The following is a 19,495-nucleotide window of genomic DNA, read 5'->3' on the forward strand; positions in this document are numbered from 1 at the left end:
GGCCCCCTTCCACTGGTGGCGCGCCGACATGGCCCGGCGGCTGGAACACCAGCGCAAGGCGGAGCAGACCAGCCACCAGCGCTTCCTCAACAGCGGCCGCGAAAGGGCCGACATCGAGCGCCTGCTGCCGCTGCTGCAAAGCTTGCAGTCGCAAGGCCTTTACGGCGAAGAAAAACGGCTCGAATGGATAGAACGCCTGCGCGGCATGGAAAGGCGCTGGCCCGGCCTCAAACTGCAGTACGCGATTGAGGCCCAGGTGATGCAGCCGGCCGCCGGCGCGGCTGCGGCCCCCATGGCCGGTGCCGTGGCCCTGCCAGCGCCCGGCGCGGCGGGAGGCGCCCGGCGCATAGAACTGTTCGCCACCCGCATGCGCCTGACCATGACGCTGGTGCATGAGGAAGACATGCTGCGCGTGCTGGAAGAACTGGCACAGGCGCAACTGGGCCGCGTCAGCGTGGAACGCTGCGAGATGAACCGCGCCGGCGGCGCGGCCATCAAGGCCGAATGCACCCTGATCTGGAACACCCTGCGCGCCTACGAGCCGCCGGCGCGAGCGGCGGGAGCCAAGGTATGAAGACGGCCACCAAGGCACTCCTGCTGGCCGGCTGCGTGTTGCCGCTGTACGCCGTCGCCGCGCCGGACGGTTTGGGGCGGCTCTTCTACACCGCGGCCGAGCGGGCTGAAATGGAGGCCAGGCGCTTCGGCCAGCCCCCGCCGCAGGAAGCGGCCGCGCGCGCCCTGGCCTCCATGCTGCGCATAGACGGCATCGCGCTTCGCCCCCAGGGCAAGACCACCGTCTGGATCAACGGCACACCCTATCTGGAGCGCGACCTGCCCTACGGGGTGCGCGTGCGCCGCGACCCCAAGGGCCGTGTGCTGGGGGTGGAGATGCCGCTGCAAGACGGCGAGATTGAACGCGCGGCGATTGGCGAGACCTTGATGCGGCCGCTCAGCAGCGCGGCCGCTGCGGCATCAGCACCACCGGGGACGGTGAAACCGGAGGCCGCGAGATGAAAGCGCAAAGGGGTTTTGTCGCGCTGCTGATGATCGTGCTGATCGCAGTTGGCGTCTTTGGCGCCATGGCAGCGTGGGTGGCGAGTGAACCGCCGCCTTCGAAACAGGCTATCAATCGGGTGGTTTTGGCACAAGCCAAAGAGGCCTTGCTGGCGTATGTGGTGGGAACTGCTTTGAGCGGCCAGAACACGCGATTGCCGTGCCCCAGCATTACTGGCGATGGCAAGGCCGACGCAGATCCAATTCCTGGAGGCGCGGCCAAGCCCTGTGGTCTCGCGGGCAATATCCAGTTGGGCCTGCTGCCCTGGAACGCACTGAGCTTACCGCCCCTGCGAGACGCTTACGGCGAATGTCTTTGGTATGCCGTTGATGGCCAGTTCAAGAACGCCACGGGATTGGATGCCACCCTCGGTGTCAACGCCGATACCGATGGGAAGATCACCATCAAGGATGAAGCGGGGAAGTCGCTGGCCGACAATGTGGTGGCGGTGGTGTTCGCCCGGTCGGCCGAGGCTGGTTTGCAGGCGCGTAGCGCTAGCGCCGATGGCGCTCCGCCTTGTGCAACAACGCCATCAGGAAATGCAGCTCAGGATGCGTCGATCTACCTGGGTTCGGCCAACGCCGCACCCGCTACTGGCCCCGTTACCTCGGTAGATCTCTTCAACGCGACACAACTCGCTCCGGACAAAGTCTCGTTGACCCATCAGCTGATCTGGATCACCGCTGACGAGTTTGCGTCGGTTGCCATGCGCGCAAATGCAGAGCCTTTGGCCACCGCCTTCAGGACCGCCGTTGCGAACTCAGTGGGAACGAATGGCCAGTATCCTTTCGCGGCGGCTACACCGGGCGGTACCTGCCAGCATGGACTATATAGAGGCTTTCTTCCGGCCAGTTGCAAATACCCTGACCCTGTCGTAGGCCCACTCTCTTTCGGTCTCGATGCATCATCCAAACTGGCGAAAGATCGATGGCACGAATTGGCCTTCTATGCCGTCGCCCCAAGCTGCGCATTCGATCAACCGGAATGCCTGTCAGACGCAGCGCTGATTCCATCGAAAGGATTGGTGAAGGGGGCCTTGCTTGCACGCGGCAGGAAACTATCCGGTCAGGACTGTGGTGCCAGCACCGGCAGTGTGGCGACGCAGCCGCTGAAATGCATCGAAGCCAACAACGAGGTATTTGACACAAGCAAACCCGGATGGCAATCCAAGATGTTGGTCGAGCCCGATCCGGCCCTCCCTTCCAACGACATTCTGAAAGCACTGCCATGATTCCGCATACACGTCTGCGCCCACGGGAGCGCGGCTTTACCCTCGTGGAGCTGGCCCTCGTGATGGGCATTGTGGCCCTGTTGCTAGGCGGGCTGATGGTTCCGGTGGCGCGAATGCTTGAGCAGAAGGCAACAGCCACCACCCAGGCTGCGTTGGAAACCGCGCAACAGGCTCTTTTGGGCTTCGCATTGCTGAATCAACGCCTGCCTTGTCCTGCTGTCGGAAGTGATGGCGTGGCAGGCACGTACGACCCAGTGAACGGATGTGTTTCTCCCCCTGCCCCAACATTTTCTGATCTCACAGACGCCAGCTGGGGCTACCTGCCCTGGGCGACCTTGGGTGTCTCTGGTGCGGATGCGTGGGGCAACAGGTTGCGTTACGCGGTCTCAACACCACTGACCAATACCGGGGGCTTGACGGCTACCCAGCTCCGCAATAGCAACCTGATCACCATCACGTGCACTATGCAGGTGATCGGTAACATTCCCAGCTGTTTTTCCGGCACCACCTCGATACAACCGGCAACCAGTGCAACATTCGTGGTGTATTCGCACGGAAAAAACGGACGGGGAGCTGTCTCCATGGACGGCGAAACCAACGTTGCCTCGCCTCCTGCGCTCAGCGACGAAATCCAGAACCTTCCGAGTGCATCAGCTGGCACCGCGGCCACACGCCGCAACTTCGTGTTCCGATTCCGCACCGACGCGACACACCCTGCGGGCGAGTTCGACGACCTCATGGTCTGGATGCCCGCCAACCTGCTGGCCGCCAAACTCCTCGCCGCCGAAAAGTGGACGCCATGACCATGCAAACCTTTCTACCCAAACTCCCCACCCTAGCCGCCCTCACCCGCCTCACCCTCATCGAAGCCTGGCGCGGCCGCAGCGCGCGGCTGCTGCTGCTCTTCCTTGCCGCGGTCTACGCGCTCGGCGCCTTCGCCGCTTCGATGGCGGTGACCGAAGGCCAGGAAACCCGGCTCGCGCTGGCCGCGCATCTTTACCGCCTGGGCCTGGTGCTGGCGCTCGCGTTGATCGTGGTGTCCAGCACGGTGCGCGACATGGAGGGCGGCTTCTTTCAGGTTCTGCTCGCCTTTCCCTTGTCGCGCGCGCAGTTTGTGGTCGGTCGCCAAGCCGGCTACATGCTGCTGGCCGTGCTTGCGGCGGCCGGGGCTACGGGCGCGATGCTGAGCATGGCCGTACCCGGCGGGCGCGCCGCCGTGCTGGCCTGGGGCGTCTCGCTGGCGCTGGAGTTATGCATCGTGGTGGCGGCCGCGCTGTTTTTTGCCCTGGGCTTGCGCCGCGTGCTGCCGGCTTATGCGGGCTGCTGCGCGTTTTACCTGTGGGCGCGACTGCTGGACGTGGCGCGCTTCATGGCGGCGCACCCGGTGGGGCAGGACACCGCCTCGTGGGATGTGGTGGCGGGCCGCGCCACCTTTGACCTGCTGGGCTGGCTCTTGCCGCCGCTGGCGGGTTTTGCGCCTTCGCCCTGGGCGCTGGGCGGGCCTGTGCAAGGCAGCCTGCTCGCGCTGCAGTTTGGCTGGGCGTTCTGGTATGCGGCGCTGTGCGCGGGCGCCTCACTCATGGACCTGTACCGCCGTGAGGTTTAAATTACGCCGCCCCAACACCACACGCCGCGCGCCCACGCGTGTGGTGGCCGTGTTTGCGCTGCTACTGGCCGGCCAGGTCGCGCTGGCGCTGTGGCGCGGCGTGCCCGAAGCCGGCGCGCAGCCGCTGGGCCGGCCTCCCAGCATCACCGCCTCGCGCCTCGCCTCGCTCGACGATCCCGTGCCGCTGGCCAAGATGCTGGACCTCTACCTGCAGGCCCACGACGTGCAGCCCGGCCTCAGCCTGCCCTGGCGCGAACTCGACTACGGTCAGGTGGTCGGCTGGCTGGAACACATCCTGCAACTCGACCCACAGGGGCAGTACCCGCTGCTGGCCGCCGCGCGGCTCTATACCCAGGTGCCCGATCCGCAGCGCCAGCGCCTCATGACCGACTTCGTCGCCGCCCAGTACCCGCAAGATCCGCTGCAGCGCTGGCGCTGGATGGCACACGTGGCCTATGTGGCCAAGGTGCAGATGAAGGACCCGGAACTGGCCGTGCGCTACGCCGCCGAACTCCGGCAGTACGCGGAGGGCTTGCCGCAGGTGCCGGCCTGGGCGCGCCAGATGGAAATCTTCCTGCGCATGGGCCAGAACGACCTGGACACCGCCAGGGCGCTGCTGGGCGCGCTGCTGGCCAGTGGCCAAATCCACGACGACAACGAACTGCGCTTCCTGACGCAGACCCTGAAAGAGCTGGAGCAGAAATGAGCGACTCCCCACAGCCGGCGCTGCAGGCCGGCGAGGTGCACAAAAATTACGGTGCTTCGAAAGGGCGCGCGGCATTGGCCGGCGTGTCGCTCGAAGTCCATCCCGGCGAATGCCTGGCCTTGCTGGGCATGAACGGCGCGGGCAAGACCACCTTGATCAAATGCCTGCTGGACCTGGCCGCGCCGACCTCGGGCACCTTGTCCATCTTCGGGCAGGACCACAGCCGGCCGCTTTCACGCGAGCAGCTCGCCTATGTGCCCGAACGTTTCTCGCCGCCGGGCTGGTTGCACGCGCGCGACTACTTCCGGCTGGCGGCCCGGCTGCACGGCCTGCCGTTTCCGCAGCTGGGGCTCCCCGGCATGTTGACCGAACTGGACCTGGAACAAAGCATCCTCGACAGGCCGATCCGCGAATGTTCCAAAGGCATGGCGCAAAAAATCGGCCTGGCCGCGGCCTTCCTGGCGCGGCGCCGCCTGCTGGTGCTGGATGAGCCCATGAGCGGCCTGGACCCGCTCTCGCGCATACGCGTGCGCGAACAACTGCGCCTGCAGCGCGATACCGGCTGCGCGGTGCTCATGAGCACACATTCGCTCGCCGACGTGCAAGACCTGGCCGACCGCGTCGCCATCCTGCACGCGGGCAGCCTGCGGTTTATCGGCCCCGTAGACGAATGGCTGGCGCGGTATGACGCCAGCAGCATGGAAGAGGCCTACCTGGCAGTGGTCGACGCGGCCAAGCTGACGAACTGATACCGCCAGGCGGCGGATGCAACAAGGCCCGCGCACAGCCATGCCGCGCGCGGGCCCCAAAGCCTTGCTTTTTTACTTGGGCAGCAGCACCTTGTCGACCACGTGGATCACGCCGTTGGACTGGTAGACGTCGGCGATGCTCACGGTCGCCACGCCGCCTTTCTCATCAGTCACCGTGACCTTGCCGCCGGCCGACCTGGCCACCAGCGTTCCGCCGGCCACCGTCTTGATGGAAGCCATGCCCTTGCCGTCGGCAATCATCTTGCTGATGGCCGCGGCGTCCCATTTGCCGGACACCACGTGGTAGGTCAAAACGCCGGTCAGCATGCCCTTGTTCTCGGGTTTGAGCAGGGTGTCCACCGTGCCGGCGGGCAGCATCGCGAAAGCCGAGTTGGTGGGCGCGAACACCGTGAAGGGGCCCGGGCCCTTGAGCGTGTCGACCAGGCCCGCGGCCTTGACCGCCGCGACCAGCGTGGTGTGGTCTTTGGAGTTGACCGCGTTGTCGATGATGTCCTTGCTGGCCAGCATGGGCGCGCCGCCCACCATGACTTGCGCGAACGAAGGAAGGGCCGCGAACGACAGGGCCAGCGCGACGCCCAGGGAAGCGAGTTTGTGTTGAGTCTGCATGTGAAGTCCTTTGAAAGAAGTTGAACCAAGAGCCGAAATCACCATGATTCAAGCGGCTGTGATGAATACGGGGCGCGCGGCCCGCCGGATTCAAAACAGATTCGGTTTCAACACTTTCAAGGCCATCACGGCCGCAAAGAAAAACGCCAGGCTTCAGCCGCCGCGTTCAAAAAACCCGCGCACGGCGCGCGGAAAAATCAGGTGCTCCTGAGTCAGCACGCGCGCGGCCAGGCTCTGGGCCGTGTCGCCCGGTAGCACCGGCACCACGGCCTGGGCCAGGGTGGCGCCATGGTCGAGCTCGGCCGTCACCTGATGCACCGTGGCGCCCGCCACCGTGCAGCCGGCGTCTATGGCGCGCTGGTGGGTGTTCAGGCCGGTAAAAGCCGGCAACAGCGAGGGGTGGATATTGATAAGCCGCCCCGCGTAGTGCTGCACAAAGCCCGGCGTCAGGATGCGCATGAAACCGGCCAGCACCACCAGCGCCGGCGCATGGCCGTCTATGCGGGCCATCAGCTCCGCATCAAAGGCCTCGCGTGAGGCAAACTCCTTGTGCGGCACCACGGCGGTGGCGATGCCCAGGCTTTGGGCCAGTTCCAGCCCCGCGGCATCGGCCCGGTTGCTGATGACGGCCGCCACCTGGGCGCCGAAAAGCCCGCGCCAGCCTTCCTTGTCCGCGGCCCGGGCGATGGCGGCCATGTTGGAGCCGCTGCCGGAAATCAGGATGACGATGTTTTTGTTCGGTTTGTTCGCGCTGGACATAACCCGCTAGTTTAGAGGGCTCGCGCCACCGAACTGGGCATTCCAGGCCCCATGTCCCAACTGAGACATAAAATTGCGAACGACCGTGCTAAAAATAAGAAATTCACCGCAGGCAAGCCGCTGCGGCAGCCCGACAACCCCGGAGACATCCCGCCATGGATTTAGCTTTCACCCCTGAAGAACAGGCATTCCGCGAAGAGATTCGCGCCTGGGTCCGCGCCAACCTGCCGGCCGACATTTCGCACAAGGTGCACAACGCCCTGCGGCTGACGCGTGACGATATGCAGCGCTGGGCCAAGATACTCGGCAAAAAAGGCTGGCTGGGCCATGGCTGGCCCAAGGAGTTCGGCGGCCCGGGCTGGAATGCGGTGCAAAAGCACTTGTTTGAAGAAGAATGCGCCCTGGCCGGCGCACCGCGCGTCGTGCCCTTCGGCCCGGTGATGGTAGCGCCCGTGATCATGGCTTTCGGCAGCCCCGAGCAGCAAAAGCGCTTCCTGCCCGGCATCGCCAGCGGCGAGGTCTGGTGGAGCCAGGGTTATAGCGAGCCCGGCTCGGGCTCGGACCTCGCGTCGGTCAAATGCCGGGCCGAGCGCCGGGGCGACAAATACATCGTCAACGGCCAGAAGACCTGGACCACCCTGGGCCAGTACGGCGAATGGATTTTCTGCCTGGTGCGCACCAGCAACGAAGGCAAGCCGCAGACCGGCATTTCCTTTTTGCTGGTCGACATGAAGTCGCCCGGCGTGACGGTGCGCCCCATCGTGCTGCTGGACGGCGAGGCCGAGGTCAATGAGGTCTGGTTCGACAACGTCGAGGTGCCGGCCGAGAACCTGATCGGCGAAGAGAACAAGGGCTGGACCTACGCCAAGCACCTGCTGAGCCACGAGCGCACCAACATCGCCGACGTGAACCGCGCCAAGCGCGAACTCGAACGCTTGAAGCGCATCGCCAAGGCCGAAGGCGTCTACGACGACCCGCGTTTCCGCGACGAGATCGCCAAGCTCGAAGTCGACGTGGTCGCGCTCGAAATGCTGGTGCTGCGCGTGCTCTCGGCCGAAAAATCGGGCAAGAACTCGCTGGACATCGCCGGCCTGCTCAAGATACGCGGCAGCGAGATCCAGCAGCGCTACAGCGAGCTCATGATGCTGGCCGCCGGCCCCTTCAGCCTGCCCCTGATCGAGGAAGCCATGGAAGCCGGCTGGCAGGGCGACTTCCCCGGCGGCCTGGCCGGCGACGCACCGCTGGCGTCCACTTACTTCAATATGCGCAAGACCACGATTTACGGCGGCTCCAACGAAGTGCAACGAAATATCGTCTCGCAGGTCGTTCTCGGCTGACACCGGTCGCACAAGAAAACAGGAAACACATCATGGATTTCGATTTCACCGACGACCAGGAACAACTGCGCGACGCCGTGCGCAAATGGGTGGACAAGGGCTACGGCTTCGAGCGCCGCCGCGGCATCGCCAAAGCCGGCGGCTTCTCGCGCGAGGCCTACGGCCAGATCGCCGAACTGGGCCTGCCCGGCCTTTACATCCCCGAGGCCGACGGCGGGCTGGGCATGGGCCCCGTCGAGGGCATGGTGGTGATGGAAGAACTGGGCCGCGGCATCGTGCTGGAGCCTTTTGCCCAGGCGCTGATCGCCGGTGCGGTGCTCGCCGGCTACGCGCCGGCCGCCCTCAAGGCCGCCTGGCTGCCGAAAATCGCTTCGGGCGAGGCCCTGGTGGTGCTGGCCCACCAGGAACGCGCGGCGCGCTACGACTTCGAAAAATGTGAAGCCACCGCAACGGCGGCCGGCGACGCCTGGACGCTGGACGGCGGCAAGAGCATAGTCCCGGCCGGCGACCAGGCTGAGGCTTTTATCGTGCCCGCGATGGCCAAGGGCAAGCTTGCGCTGTTCCTGGTCGAACGCACGGTAGCCGGCGTGGCGACGCGCGGCTACGGCACGCAGGACGGCGGCCGTGCCGCCGAGGTCACGCTCAAGAATGCGCCCGCCGCGCTGCTCACGCTGGACGGCCTCACCGCCCTGGCCCATGCCGTCGACATCGGCATTGCCGCCACCTGCGCCGAAGCCGTGGGCGTGATGGACAAGACCCTGGCCATCACCGTCGAGTACATGAACACCCGCAAGCAGTTCGGCGTGGCCATCAGCAGCTTCCAGGCCCTGCGCCACCGCGTGGCCGACATGAAGATGCAGCTGGAGCTGGCCCGCTCCATGAGTTATTACGCCTCGCTCAAGCTCAACGCCCCGGCCGACGAGCGCCGCCGGGCCCTGGCCCGCGCCAAGTACCAGCTCGGCGTGTCCATGCGTTTTGTCGGCCAGCAGGCCGTGCAGCTACACGGCGGCATAGGCGTGACCGACGAATACATCGTGAGCCACTACTTCAAGAAGCTGACCCAGCTCGAAATGACCTTTGGCGACACGCTGCACCACCTGGGCGAGGTCTCCAGCCGCATGCAGGACACGGCCGGCGTGTTTGCCTGAAATCGCGGCCTACGGCCTGCGGCGTACGATAGCTCGACTCAAGCCGTCGGGGGTGTTTTGCCGGCGTGCACCCTGGCGATTTGGGCAAAGCAGCCGAATGCCAGACCGAAGGGCACGCCGACATACAGGAAACCCAGGAAAAAAAGCGCTACCGCTACGCCGTAAAACACAAGAAGCCGGTCGCGCGTGTGCCAGGAGCGAAAGACCAGCCAGACGGCGGCAAGGACAACGGCAGCCACTTGCAGCATGCGCGCGGGCGCGTCGGCTCCAGCCAGCTTTTGGAGCCCAGGCAGGGGAAATGGGTGGCTCGACATATGGGCCCACAAGCCGGCAAGGGCAAAGGTGACGGCCCATACAGCGACGAGTGCCACCTCCAGCGCGCGAGACATGGTGCGTGACATCGTGCTTCTCCCGCCGCCTAGCCTGCGCGATGAGCGGCAGCCCCAGGCTGGCGAAGGCCGCGTGCGGCTGCCCGCCCCACGGGCGGCTTAACCGCGTTCCTGCTCATGGGCACCCGGTATTGAGCCGCGGAAAAAGAGCGCCCCAAGGCCAACGCCAAGAAGAACCGCCCCGACATACTGGAGATTGACCGCCAGCTTCTCCGCTCCAGTGGCGCCCCCCTGGATGAGCGCCAGCAGCATGGCGTGGGCCACCAGGGCCGTCACACCGGCGGCCAGCCACCACCGCGTGGGAAGGCGCAAGGCCGCACCATGGCAAAGCTGCAACTCGATCAGCGGAATGGCCGCTGCCGCCAGAAAGACAGGCGAGACACCGATAAATACGGCGCAACCGCCCAGCAAACCCGCGCCGGCCAGGAGGCAAAACCCGGGCCGGGCAAGGAACGCCCTTGCTTGCTGCTGATGGCTGGCGATCAGGAACACTCAACGCTCTCCTTGCGATGGGTTCACTGGCCGCCTGGCCTTGCCCAAGCACTCAGGCATGCAGCCGTGAGGTTTTGGGAATATGCGCCATCAAAAACTCCATCTGGTCCGCCAGGATGCGGCGGTTGCGCAGGATGAAGTCTTCCCAAAGGCTGGGCACATAAGGTGTGTACAGCAGCGGCATGTGGGCCTGCTCGGGCGTGCGGCTGCTCTTGCGGTGGTTGCAGGCGCGGCAGGCGGTCACCACGTTCATCCAGGTGTCCACCCCGTTCTGGGCGAAGGGGATGATGTGCTCGCGCGTCAGGTCTTCCTCGTGGAAATGCCCGCCGCAGTAGGCGCACACATTGCGGTCGCGGGCGAAGAGCTTGCCGTTGGTCAGGCCCGGCTTGAGGTCGAAGGGGTTGATGTTGGGCACGCCCTTGGTGCCTATGATGCTGTTGACCGTGATGATGGACTGCTGGCCCGTGATCGCGTTGTGGCCGCCGTGGAAGACCACCACCCGCGCGCCCATCTCCCAGCGCACCTCGTCGGCCGCGTAATGCAGCACGGCTTGTTCAAGGCTGATCCACGACTGTGGCAATCCCTGGGCTGAGAGCTTCAAGACCTTCAAAACGAACCTCCATCAAGGTGGACGACGCATGAGACACGGTACTGTGTATCAATATACAGTGAAATTGTGAAAAACGCCCCCAAATCCCCCATTAACCACGTTCAAGCCCCGCTTGACCGGGCTCCGGCGCTACAAAAACGATAATTGTCCCCATGAAAGTTTTCCGTGGCTACCACCATCCCCAACTGGCCGAACACTGCGCCCTGACCATAGGCAACTTCGACGGCGTGCACCGCGGCCACCAGGCCATGCTGGCGCTGCTGAAAAACGAAGCCCAGCACCGCGGGGTACCCAGTTGCGTCATGAGCTTCGAACCCCACCCGCGCGACTATTTCGCGGCCGTGGCGCGCAAGCCCGAACTCGCGCCGGCCCGCATCGCCACCCTGCGCGACAAGCTCACCGAACTGGCGCGCTGCGGCATAGACCAGTGCGTGGTGCTGCCCTTCAACGCCGCGCTGGCCTCCCAGCCGGCCGAAGCCTTTATCCAGGACGTGCTGGTGCGCGGCCTGGGGGTCAAATACGTGCTGGTGGGCGACGACTTCCGCTTCGGCGCCAAACGCGTGGGCGACTACGCCATGCTGGACGCCGCCGGCGAGCGCCTGGGCTTTGACGTGGCCCGCATGAACAGCTACGAGGTGCACGGCACCCGGGTCTCCAGCTCCGCCGTGCGTGAGGCCCTGGCCCAGGGCCGCATGGACCGCGTCGCCGGCCTGCTGGGCCGGCCCTACAGCGTCTCCGGCCATGTGGTGCACGGCCGCAAACTCGGGCGCGACCTCGGTTTTCGCACCCTCAACCTGCGTTTTTCCCACTGGAAACCGGCCGCCGGCGGGATTTTTGCGGTACAGGTGCACGGCCTGGCCGACAAAGCCGTCCCGGGCGTGGCCAACCTGGGCATACGGCCCTCGCTGGACCCGGCCGACGTCAACGGCGGGCGGGTGCTACTGGAGACGCATTGCCTCGAATGGCCCGCCGGCCTGGGCCCCGAGGGGGCATACGGTAAAATCATCCGCGTGGAACTGCTGCACAAACTGCACGACGAACTGAAATATGACAGCCTGGAGAGCCTGAAAACAGGCATCGCCAGGGACTGCGACGAGGCGCGGGCGTTTTTTGCCCTGCCCCGGTCGTTTTCAGCCGCCATGCACACGGAAACCAGCCGCCAGACCACGCGCGACCGAATTTAGACGATCTCGTCGCCTCTGGCCCCGCCCTGCTTTCACGGCGGATGGCTTTCCTTCCCACCGTATGGCCGGCGCCCCGCTTTCCCGGGCCGCCCTAACAAAAGCATCCCATGTCCGAGACCAAAACCGATTACCGCAGCACCCTGAACCTGCCTGACACCCCGTTTCCCATGCGCGGCGACCTGCCCAAGCGCGAAGCCGGCTGGGCCAAGGAATGGGAGGACAAAGGCATTTACAAAAAACTGCGCGACGTGCGGGCCGGCAAGCCCAAGTTCGTGCTGCACGACGGCCCGCCCTATGCCAACGGCAAGATCCACATCGGCCACGCCGTCAACAAGGTCCTGAAAGACATGATCGTCAAGGCGCGCCAGCTCAAGGGCCTGGACGCGATCTATGTGCCCGGCTGGGACTGCCACGGCCTGCCTATCGAAAACGCGATCGAAAAACTGCACGGCCGCAACCTGCCACGCGACGAGGTGCAGGCCAAGAGCCGCGCCTTCGCCACCGAGCAGATCGAGGGCCAGCGCGCCGACTTCAAGCGCCTGGGCGTGCTCGGCGAGTGGGACAATCCCTACCGCACCATGGATTTCGCCAACGAGGCCAATGAAATCCGCGCGCTCAAACGCATCATGGAGCGCGGTTTTGTCTACCGCGGCCTGAAACCCGTGTACTGGTGTTTCGACTGCGGCTCCTCGCTGGCCGAGTTTGAAATCGAGTACGCCGACAAGAAATCCAGCACGCTGGACGTCGGCTTCAAATGCGCCGAGCCGCAAAAGCTGGCGCTGGCCTTCGGCCAGGCCGCGCTAAGCAAGGATGCCTTCGCCGTCATCTGGACCACGACCGCATGGACCATCCCCGCCAACCAGGCGCTGAACCTGAACCCCGATCTCGAGTATTCGCTGGTGGACACCGAGCGCGGCCTGCTGGTGCTGGCCTCGGTGCTGGTCGACAAATGCCTGGAACGCTTTCAGCTGGAAGGGCGCGTCATCGCGGTCACCAAGGGTGAAAACCTCGCGAAGATCAACTTCCAGCACCCGTTTTACGACGCCGACCCGGGCTATCGCCGCTTCAGCCCGGTGTTCCTGGCCGACTACGCCACCGCCGACGACGGCACGGGTATCGTGCACTCCTCGCCCGCCTATGGCGTGGAAGACTTTAACTCCTGCGTGGCCAACGGCATCGCCCACGAGGACATCCTCAACCCGGTGCAGGGCAACGGCCGCTACGTCGATGATCTGCCGTTTTTCGGCGGTCTCAACATCTGGAAGGCCGCGCCGCTGGTCATCGAGAAGCTGCGCGAGCACGGCCGCCTCTTCGCCACGCAGGACATCCAGCACAGCTACCCGCACTGCTGGCGCCACAAGACGCCGGTGATCTACCGCGCGGCGGCCCAGTGGTTCATCCGCATGGACGGCGAAACCGCCGGCACCCAGGGCGTGTTCGCCAGCGACAAGGCCGGCAAGACCCTGCGCGAGCTGGCCCTGGCCGCCATCGAGGAAACCAGCTTCTACCCCGAAAACGGCAAGGCCCGGCTGCGCGACATGATCGCCGGGCGGCCCGACTGGTGCATCAGCCGCCAGCGCAACTGGGGCGTGCCCCTGCCCTTTTTCATCCACACCGCCACCGGCGAGCTGCACCCGCGCACCATGGAGATCATGGACCAGGCCGCCCGCATGGTGGAGGCCGGTGGCATCGAGGCCTGGAGCAAGGCCAGCGCCGAATCCATCCTGGGCGCCGAAGCGGCCGACTACATCAAGAGCACCGACATCCTCGACGTCTGGTTCGACTCCGGCACCACGCACGACCACGTGCTGCGCCACAGCCACGCCGCGCAGTCGACCTGGCCGGCCGACCTCTACCTCGAGGGCCACGACCAGCACCGCGGCTGGTTCCATTCCTCGCTGCTCACCGCCTGCGCGATGTACGACCGCGCGCCCTACAAGGGCCTGCTCACGCACGGCTTCACCGTGGACGGCAAGGGCCGCAAGATGAGCAAGAGCGAAGGCAACGTCGTGGTGCCGCAGGAGGTCAGCGACAAGCTGGGCGCCGAGATCATCCGCCTCTGGTGCGCCTCGACCGACTATTCGGGCGACCTGGGCATTGACGACAAGATCCTGGCCCGCGTGGTCGATGCCTACCGCCGCATCCGCAACACGCTGCGCTTCCTGATGGCCAACGTCAGCGACTTCGACCCGGCCAAGGACGCCGTGCCGTTTGACCAGATGCTGGAGATAGACCGCTACGCGCTGAGCCGCGCTTCGCAGCTGCAGGCCGACATCCTGGCGCATTACGAGGTCTATGAATTCCACCCGGTGGTCTCCAAGCTGCAGATCTACTGCAGCGAAGACCTGGGCTCCTTCTACCTCGACATCCTCAAGGACCGGCTCTACACCACCGGCCCCAAATCGCTGGCCCGCCGCAGCGCGCAGACCGCGCTCTGGCAGATCACGCACGCCATGCTGCGCTGGATGGCGCCTTTCCTGAGCTTCACGGCCGAAGAGGCCTGGAAGGTGTTCGGCTCGTCCGAGTCCATCTTCATGGAAACGTACTCCGAGTTTCCCGCGCCCGACGCGGCGCTGCTGGCCAAGTGGTCGCGCATCCGCGAGCTGCGCGATGACGCCAATAAGTTCATTGAAAATCTCAGATCAGAAGGGAAAGTCGGTTCGTCACTCCAAGCGAATCTGACCCTGCGTTTAAACAAAAAAGACCTTGCGTTGCTGTCGTCCTTGGGCGAAGACCTGAAGTTCGTATTCATAACCTCAGCAGTACTTATCGACCCTGTTCCCATGCCAGATGACGTAAGTTCTGTCGGAGTCGAGGCTTCTACGGCTCAAAAATGCGAGCGCTGCTGGCACTACCGCGCCGATGTGGGCCACGACCCGGCCCACCCGACGATTTGCGGCCGCTGCACCAGCAACCTGTTCGGCGCCGGTGAAGCGCGGAAGTTCGCGTAATGGCCAAAACCACCTTCACGCGCTCCCCAAGTTCGCTGCTTCCCTGGCTGGGCCTGGCGCTCATCATCCTGATCGCCGACCAGTTCACCAAGGTGCTGATCCTGGGCTACTACCACCTGGGCGACTCCACCTACGTGACCAGCTTCTTCAACGTGGTGCGGGTGCACAACACCGGCGCGGCCTTTTCCTTCCTGGCCGAAGCCTCGGGCTGGCAGCGCTGGTTCTTCACCGCCATCGGCATCGCGGCGGCGCTGTTCATCCTGTGGATGCTGCGCTCGCACGCCGGGCAAAAGCTGTTCTGCTTCGCGCTGGCCTGCATCCTGGGCGGCGCCCTGGGCAACGTGATCGACCGCGCGCTGCACGGCTATGTGGTGGACTTCCTGCAGTTCCACTGGGGCGGCTGGTACTTCCCGTCCTTCAACATCGCCGACAGCGCCATCACCGTGGGCGCAGTCTGCCTGATCCTGGACGAGCTGCTGCGGGTGCGCAAAACCAGTTAGGTCGTCGGCGGCCTGTGCCGGGGTTTCCGCGGCTTGGGGCAAGGCATCGCCCGATTCCGGGAAAAACACCGATTTGGAGTGCAAAATCAGGTTCTGGCCGCGCCGCGGCCACCTGATGAACAACAACTCACGCCAAACCCGTTTTTGCCACGCTTGATGCCCTCAGAGTCCTTCCCTGCTTTTCTTGCCGACACGGGCCGGCACGCCAGGCACTGGCTGTTCGAGTCCGCCCTGCCCCTGTGGTGGGAGCGCGGCGCGGACCACGCAGGCGGCGGTTTCCATGAAAAGCTGGGCCAGGACGGCCTGCCCATCGGCAAGCCGGTGCGCGTGCGGGTGCAGGCGCGGCAGACCTATGTGTATGCCCGGGCCGGCGCCCTGGGCTGGAGCGGCCCCTGGCGGGCAGCCATGCGGCATGGCCTGTCCTTCATGCTCTCGCGCTACCCCCGGCCCGACGGCCTGTTCCGCAGCACGCTGGACACCGGCGACGAAAGCATAGACCTCTACGACCAGGCCTTTGTGCTGTTCGCGCTGGCGCATGCCTATGAAGCCGAGGGCCGGCCGCGCGAACTGCTGGACACCGCCCAGGCCCTGCTGCGGCAAATCGAAACCGCGCTGGCGCTGGACGAAGGCGGCTATTACGACGGCCTGCCGCGGCAGCCCATCCTCAAGTCCAACCCGCTCATGCATTTGCTCGAAGCCCTGCTGGCCTGGGTGGCCATGGGGGTGCAGGGCCGCTTCCGCACGGCGGCCCTGGCACTGTGCGAGCTGGCGACCGCACGCCTGATCCATCCGGCCAATGGCGCCATCGGCGAACTCTTCACCACCGGCTGGGCGCCGCTGGGCGAGCCCCAGGAGCGCCTGTATGAACCCGGCCACCAGTTTGAATGGGCGTACCTGCTGCTGCAGGCCGAGGGCCTGCTGGGCATCAACGCACGCAGCGAAGCCATCGCGCTCGAAAACTTCGGCCGCACCTTCGGCATCGCCCGCGAACGCCAGGTCGCGCTGTTTGCCGTCGATGAAGCGGGCAAGCCCACGGACCGCAGGGCGCGGCTCTGGGCGCAGACCGAAAGGCTCAGGACCTCGCTGCTGTTCGCCACGCAAGGCCTGGGCGATACGGCCTCCTGCCAGGCCGCCGCGGCCGGCAGTTTTACAGGCTTGATGCGTTTCCTGGCCACCGACATTCCCGGCCTGTGGCATGAATGGCAGCGCGAGGACGGCGGCTTTGATCCCGCGCCCTCGCCGGCCTCCTCGCTTTACCATTTGATGACCGGCCTCGAAAGCCTGTTGGCCTTTGCTCCCCTGACGCCTGCGGCACATCGCCCCGGCATTGTTGAACGGACAATCACCGCATGAAGCATTTGTTGAATCTCCTGGCGGCCATCGCCCTGCTGGTCTGGGGCACTCATCTGGTACGCACCGGCATACTGCGCGTCTTCGGCGCCAACCTTCGCCACGTGCTGGCCGTCAGCATCAGCAACCGGCTCGCCGCCGCGGTCTCGGGCATAGGCGTCACGGCGCTGGTGCAGTCCAGCACCGCCACCTCGCTCATCGTCTCTTCCTTTGTCGGCCAGGGCCTGGTCACCCTGCCGCTGGCGCTGGCCGTGATGCTGGGCGCGGACATAGGCACCAGCCTGATGGCCGTGGTGTTTTCGTTCGACCTGTCCTGGCTGTCACCGCTCTTTATCTTCGCCGGCGTGGTGCTGTTCATCTCGCGCCAGGACACCAATGTCGGCCGCGTGGGCCGCGTGTTCATCGGCCTGGGCCTGATGCTGCTGGCGCTGCGCCTGGTCACGGCCTCCACCGAGGTGCTGACCCAGGCGCCCGCCGTCAAGGCCTTGCTGGCCTCGCTGAGCAGCGACCTGCTGCTCGAAATCACCGCCGGCGCCTTCCTGGCCGTGGTCTCGTATTCCAGCCTGGCCATCGTGCTGCTCACGGCCACGCTGGCCGCCTCGGGCGTGATCCCCCTCGACGTGGCCCTGGGCCTGGTGCTGGGCGCCAACCTGGGCAGCGGTCTGCTGGCCGTGCTGACCACGCTGCGCTCGCCTGTGCAAGTGCGGCAGGTGCCGCTGGGCAACCTGATGTTCAAGCTGCTGGGCATCGTGATCGCCGCGCCGCTCATAGGCCTGTGGCTGCGCCATGTGCGGCCCTACCTGGACGAGCCGACCACCGTGGTGGTGCTGTTCCACCTGGCCTTCAACCTGCTGGTGGGCGCGGTCTTCATAGGCTGGACGCAGGTGATCGCGCGCTGGGTGGAAAAGCTGCTGCCCAAGCCCGACAAGAGCAAGGCCGGCGGACGCCCCCATCACCTGGACCCTTCGGCCCTGGCCACACCCTCGCTGGCGATCTCCTGCGCCGCGCGCGAAGCGCTGCACCAGGCCGACGTGGTGGAGAGCATGCTGCTGGGCGTGCTGCAGGTCATACGCAACAACGACCTCAGGCTGGCCGAGGACCTGCGCAAGATGGACGACATCGTCGACGAGCTGTATTCCTCGATCAAGTACTACCTGACCAAGATCTCGCGCGAGGCCCTGGCCGAGGAGGAAAGCCGCCGCTGGACCGACATCATCAGCTTCACCATCAACATGGAGCAGATAGGCGACATCATCGAGCGCGTGCTGATCGACATCGAGGACAAAAAAATCAAACCAGGCCGCAATTTCTCGGAAGCCGGCATGGCCGAGATCGTCGAGCTGCACGAGCGCCTGGTCGACAACCTGCGCCTGGGCATGAGCGTGTTCCTCAACGGCACGGTGCGCGACGCGCAAAAACTGCTGGAAGAAAAGGCGCGCTTTCGCGACCTGGAACGGGCCTACGCCACCACCCACCTGGGCCGGCTCTCGGCCAACACGGTGCAAAGCCTGGAAACCAGCTCGCTGCACATCGATTTGATCAGCGAACTCAAGCGCATCAACTCGCACATCTGCTCTATCGCCTACCCGATTCTCGATTCGGCCGGCGCGCTGGCACCCAACCGCTTGCGCGCCTCCGCGCTGACCGACCAGAGCTAAGCCTGTGGGGCCGCGCTCAGGCCAGGCCCATCACATCGGCAAAAATCAGCGCCGCCTCGGTCGTAAACTCGCCGCGCTGCATGGCATCCAGCAGCTGCGCGGCCTCCATCAGGCGGAACTGCTCGACTTCGCCGTCCTGGTTGTCCGGTGCCAGACCTTCGGGCACGGTGCAGACATACCAGTCGATGTCTTCCACCACATAACCCGCGCCCTTGCCATCCGTGGACGGGCGCCGCGTCGCCAGCCGGCCGCCGTATCGCATGGCCGGCAACTGCTTCACATGCAGGCCGGCCTCCTCCCAGGTCTCGCGCGCGAGCGCGGTTTCCACCGTGTCGGCCGCGGAGACCATGCCGCCCATCAGCGTGTCCCACAGGCCCGGGTCGTTGGATTTGTTGAAGGCGCGCTGCTGCACCCAGAAGCGCCCGTCGGGCGACTGCCCCACCAGGTGCACCGCCAGCGTGGTGATGCCCAGCGGCCGCACCGCCGCGCGCTCCACCGTGCCCTTGCGATGGCCGAACTGGTCGGGCACCGCGAGCTGCTCATCACGCCAGGCACCGGCCAGGCCCGCCTCGTGCAACGCGACCGCAATCTTGTTCAAGCTGGTCGTGACATCACCCATCAGCCGCCAGCCCAGGCCGCCGGGGTGCTCTTCCTTGAGCAGGGGATGGTGGCCGTCCGTCATGGCGTGCAGGGCGAGCTTGTGGAAGAAGCCCGGCTCCACCGAACCGATCACGGATTCGCCGGCCCAGAGGGGGACGCGTGGGCGCAATGGTGGAACGATTGCTCCCGCGCGAAGGGTGCGCAGCCATTGCGGGTCGTACGTGGGCGGTGTGATCATGCGTTGTGGGACTCAGAGCTATCCCCGGCTCGTGTGGACATCAGTTTACATTCGGTGCGCTTGCTGTGGGGGGCGCCTGAACACATCTGCGGATGCATGCAGGTGAACACGGATTGAAAACAAGATGTTTCAAGGCCGAAATTGATCTTCATCGCTATCTCTACACGCTGAGCGCAGGACTTTGCATCATGATTTCTCTATCTGCGTAAATCTGCGTAATCTGCGGACGAATTATTTATCCACAGATTACGCAGATTTACGCAGATTGAAAACAGAATGTCCGGGCCCCTGGAACCGGAAGCGCCC

Annotated in this window: 20 protein-coding genes; 14 read left to right on the forward strand and 6 right to left on the reverse strand. The window is 65.2% G+C overall.

What is annotated here, in order from left to right; translation table 11 throughout:
* From PMI15_RS02430 to PMI15_RS02465, 7 genes are all read left to right on the forward strand, one after another.
* A partial coding sequence (locus PMI15_RS02430) for a hypothetical protein (RefSeq protein ID WP_007863304.1) occupies window positions 1–574 on the forward strand: 574 nt, incomplete at its 5' end.
* A complete protein-coding gene (locus tag PMI15_RS02435; RefSeq protein WP_007863305.1) occupies window positions 571–1,014 on the forward strand; it encodes a hypothetical protein in 444 nt (147 codons plus the stop codon). The genes PMI15_RS02430 and PMI15_RS02435, both read left to right, overlap by 4 nt.
* A complete protein-coding gene (locus tag PMI15_RS24620; protein ID WP_007863306.1) occupies window positions 1,011–2,285 on the forward strand; it encodes a hypothetical protein in 1,275 nt (424 codons plus the stop codon). Before PMI15_RS02435 ends, PMI15_RS24620 begins: the two co-directional genes overlap by 4 nt.
* A complete protein-coding gene (locus PMI15_RS24250; protein WP_157214505.1) occupies window positions 2,282–3,088 on the forward strand; it encodes a type II secretion system protein in 807 nt (268 codons plus the stop codon). The genes PMI15_RS24620 and PMI15_RS24250 overlap by 4 nt, the downstream gene beginning before the upstream one ends.
* Window positions 3,085–3,891, forward strand: a complete 807-nt coding sequence (locus PMI15_RS02455) for a hypothetical protein (RefSeq protein WP_051001903.1) — start codon at window positions 3,085–3,087, stop codon at window positions 3,889–3,891. The genes PMI15_RS24250 and PMI15_RS02455 overlap by 4 nt, the downstream gene beginning before the upstream one ends.
* Window positions 3,881–4,597 carry a hypothetical protein gene (locus PMI15_RS02460; protein WP_007863309.1) on the forward strand — a complete coding sequence of 239 codons (717 nt, stop codon included), beginning with the start codon at window positions 3,881–3,883 and terminating at the stop codon, window positions 4,595–4,597. Before PMI15_RS02455 ends, PMI15_RS02460 begins: the two co-directional genes overlap by 11 nt.
* Complete coding sequence (locus PMI15_RS02465) at window positions 4,594–5,346, forward strand: ABC transporter ATP-binding protein (protein WP_007863310.1); 753 nt, start codon at window positions 4,594–4,596, stop codon at window positions 5,344–5,346. The genes PMI15_RS02460 and PMI15_RS02465 overlap by 4 nt, the downstream gene beginning before the upstream one ends.
* 72 nt (window positions 5,347–5,418) lie before the next feature.
* Here PMI15_RS02465 and PMI15_RS02470 read toward each other — a convergent pair whose 3' ends face one another.
* Together PMI15_RS02470 and purN are read right to left on the reverse strand one after the other, a co-directional pair.
* On the reverse strand, window positions 5,419–5,973 hold the full coding sequence (locus tag PMI15_RS02470; protein ID WP_007863311.1) for a fasciclin domain-containing protein: 555 nt from the start codon (window positions 5,971–5,973) through the stop codon (window positions 5,419–5,421).
* A gap of 153 nt (window positions 5,974–6,126) precedes the next feature.
* A complete protein-coding gene (gene purN / locus PMI15_RS02475) occupies window positions 6,127–6,732 on the reverse strand; it encodes a phosphoribosylglycinamide formyltransferase (RefSeq protein ID WP_007863313.1) in 606 nt (201 codons plus the stop codon).
* 155 nt (window positions 6,733–6,887) lie between these two features.
* Here purN and PMI15_RS02480 point away from each other — a divergent pair, with 155 nt between their 5' ends.
* Complete coding sequence (locus PMI15_RS02480; protein WP_007863316.1) at window positions 6,888–8,069, forward strand: acyl-CoA dehydrogenase family protein; 1,182 nt, start codon at window positions 6,888–6,890, stop codon at window positions 8,067–8,069.
* Window positions 8,070–8,101: 32 nt separating this feature from the next.
* Window positions 8,102–9,217, forward strand: coding sequence for an acyl-CoA dehydrogenase family protein (locus PMI15_RS02485; RefSeq protein WP_007863317.1), 1,116 nt, complete (start codon window positions 8,102–8,104; stop codon window positions 9,215–9,217).
* A 38-nt stretch (window positions 9,218–9,255) separates the two neighbouring features.
* Here PMI15_RS02485 and PMI15_RS24625 read toward each other — a convergent pair whose 3' ends face one another.
* The 3 genes from PMI15_RS24625 to PMI15_RS02500 all read right to left on the reverse strand — a co-directional run bounded on the left by PMI15_RS24625 (window position 9,256) and on the right by PMI15_RS02500 (window position 10,708).
* The gene (locus PMI15_RS24625) at window positions 9,256–9,618 is read right to left on the reverse strand and encodes a hypothetical protein (protein ID WP_007863319.1); all 363 of its coding nucleotides are present in this window, start codon (window positions 9,616–9,618) and stop codon (window positions 9,256–9,258) included.
* 87 nt (window positions 9,619–9,705) lie between these two features.
* Window positions 9,706–10,098 carry a hypothetical protein gene (locus PMI15_RS02495; RefSeq protein ID WP_007863321.1) on the reverse strand — a complete coding sequence of 131 codons (393 nt, stop codon included), beginning with the start codon at window positions 10,096–10,098 and terminating at the stop codon, window positions 9,706–9,708.
* Between the two features lie 52 nt (window positions 10,099–10,150).
* Window positions 10,151–10,708 carry an HNH endonuclease gene (locus tag PMI15_RS02500; RefSeq protein ID WP_007863332.1) on the reverse strand — a complete coding sequence of 186 codons (558 nt, stop codon included), beginning with the start codon at window positions 10,706–10,708 and terminating at the stop codon, window positions 10,151–10,153.
* Between the two features lie 152 nt (window positions 10,709–10,860).
* On the opposite strand from PMI15_RS02500, the gene PMI15_RS02505 reads away from it, so the two are divergent.
* The 5 genes from PMI15_RS02505 (at window position 10,861) to PMI15_RS02525 (ending at window position 18,351) form a co-directional block, all read left to right on the forward strand.
* Window positions 10,861–11,892 carry a bifunctional riboflavin kinase/FAD synthetase gene (locus PMI15_RS02505; RefSeq protein ID WP_007863334.1) on the forward strand — a complete coding sequence of 344 codons (1,032 nt, stop codon included), beginning with the start codon at window positions 10,861–10,863 and terminating at the stop codon, window positions 11,890–11,892.
* Between the two features lie 107 nt (window positions 11,893–11,999).
* On the forward strand, window positions 12,000–14,843 hold the full coding sequence (ileS, locus tag PMI15_RS02510) for an isoleucine--tRNA ligase (RefSeq protein WP_007863336.1): 2,844 nt from the start codon (window positions 12,000–12,002) through the stop codon (window positions 14,841–14,843).
* Window positions 14,843–15,343 carry a signal peptidase II gene (gene lspA / locus PMI15_RS02515; protein ID WP_007863337.1) on the forward strand — a complete coding sequence of 167 codons (501 nt, stop codon included), beginning with the start codon at window positions 14,843–14,845 and terminating at the stop codon, window positions 15,341–15,343. Before ileS ends, lspA begins: the two co-directional genes overlap by 1 nt.
* A gap of 156 nt (window positions 15,344–15,499) precedes the next feature.
* Entirely contained in the window at window positions 15,500–16,696 is a 1,197-nt protein-coding gene (locus PMI15_RS02520) for an AGE family epimerase/isomerase (RefSeq protein ID WP_007863338.1), read from the forward strand.
* A complete protein-coding gene (locus tag PMI15_RS02525) occupies window positions 16,693–18,351 on the forward strand; it encodes a Na/Pi cotransporter family protein (protein WP_007863340.1) in 1,659 nt (552 codons plus the stop codon). The genes PMI15_RS02520 and PMI15_RS02525 overlap by 4 nt, the downstream gene beginning before the upstream one ends.
* Before the next feature lie 16 nt (window positions 18,352–18,367).
* On the opposite strand, the gene PMI15_RS02530 is transcribed toward PMI15_RS02525, so the two are convergent.
* On the reverse strand, window positions 18,368–19,189 hold the full coding sequence (locus PMI15_RS02530) for an NUDIX domain-containing protein (RefSeq protein ID WP_007863348.1): 822 nt from the start codon (window positions 19,187–19,189) through the stop codon (window positions 18,368–18,370).
* Between the last annotated feature and the right edge of the window lie 306 nt (window positions 19,190–19,495).

It is taken from the genome of Polaromonas sp. CF318 (assembly GCF_000282655.1).
In the GTDB taxonomy this organism is placed as follows: domain Bacteria; phylum Pseudomonadota; class Gammaproteobacteria; order Burkholderiales; family Burkholderiaceae_C; genus Polaromonas.

Excerpts from the sequence above, each read along its gene's own strand:
- PMI15_RS02465 (WP_007863310.1), top strand. The coding sequence starts at position 4,594 with ATGAGCGACTCCCCACAGCCGGCGCTGCAGGCCGGCGAGGTGCACAAA.
- PMI15_RS24625 (WP_007863319.1), bottom strand. The coding sequence starts at position 9,618 with ATGTCACGCACCATGTCTCGCGCGCTGGAGGTGGCACTCGTCGCTGTA.
- lspA (WP_007863337.1), top strand. The coding sequence starts at position 14,843 with ATGGCCAAAACCACCTTCACGCGCTCCCCAAGTTCGCTGCTTCCCTGG.
- PMI15_RS02480 (WP_007863316.1), top strand. The coding sequence starts at position 6,888 with ATGGATTTAGCTTTCACCCCTGAAGAACAGGCATTCCGCGAAGAGATT.
- PMI15_RS24620 (WP_007863306.1), top strand. The coding sequence starts at position 1,011 with ATGAAAGCGCAAAGGGGTTTTGTCGCGCTGCTGATGATCGTGCTGATC.
- PMI15_RS02525 (WP_007863340.1), top strand. The coding sequence starts at position 16,693 with ATGAAGCATTTGTTGAATCTCCTGGCGGCCATCGCCCTGCTGGTCTGG.
- PMI15_RS24250 (WP_157214505.1), top strand. The coding sequence starts at position 2,282 with ATGATTCCGCATACACGTCTGCGCCCACGGGAGCGCGGCTTTACCCTC.
- PMI15_RS02470 (WP_007863311.1), bottom strand. The coding sequence starts at position 5,973 with ATGCAGACTCAACACAAACTCGCTTCCCTGGGCGTCGCGCTGGCCCTG.
- PMI15_RS02505 (WP_007863334.1), top strand. The coding sequence starts at position 10,861 with ATGAAAGTTTTCCGTGGCTACCACCATCCCCAACTGGCCGAACACTGC.
- PMI15_RS02455 (WP_051001903.1), top strand. The coding sequence starts at position 3,085 with ATGACCATGCAAACCTTTCTACCCAAACTCCCCACCCTAGCCGCCCTC.
- PMI15_RS02530 (WP_007863348.1), bottom strand. The coding sequence starts at position 19,189 with ATGATCACACCGCCCACGTACGACCCGCAATGGCTGCGCACCCTTCGC.
- PMI15_RS02435 (WP_007863305.1), top strand. The coding sequence starts at position 571 with ATGAAGACGGCCACCAAGGCACTCCTGCTGGCCGGCTGCGTGTTGCCG.
- PMI15_RS02485 (WP_007863317.1), top strand. The coding sequence starts at position 8,102 with ATGGATTTCGATTTCACCGACGACCAGGAACAACTGCGCGACGCCGTG.
- PMI15_RS02520 (WP_007863338.1), top strand. The coding sequence starts at position 15,500 with ATGCCCTCAGAGTCCTTCCCTGCTTTTCTTGCCGACACGGGCCGGCAC.
- purN (WP_007863313.1), bottom strand. The coding sequence starts at position 6,732 with ATGTCCAGCGCGAACAAACCGAACAAAAACATCGTCATCCTGATTTCC.
- ileS (WP_007863336.1), top strand. The coding sequence starts at position 12,000 with ATGTCCGAGACCAAAACCGATTACCGCAGCACCCTGAACCTGCCTGAC.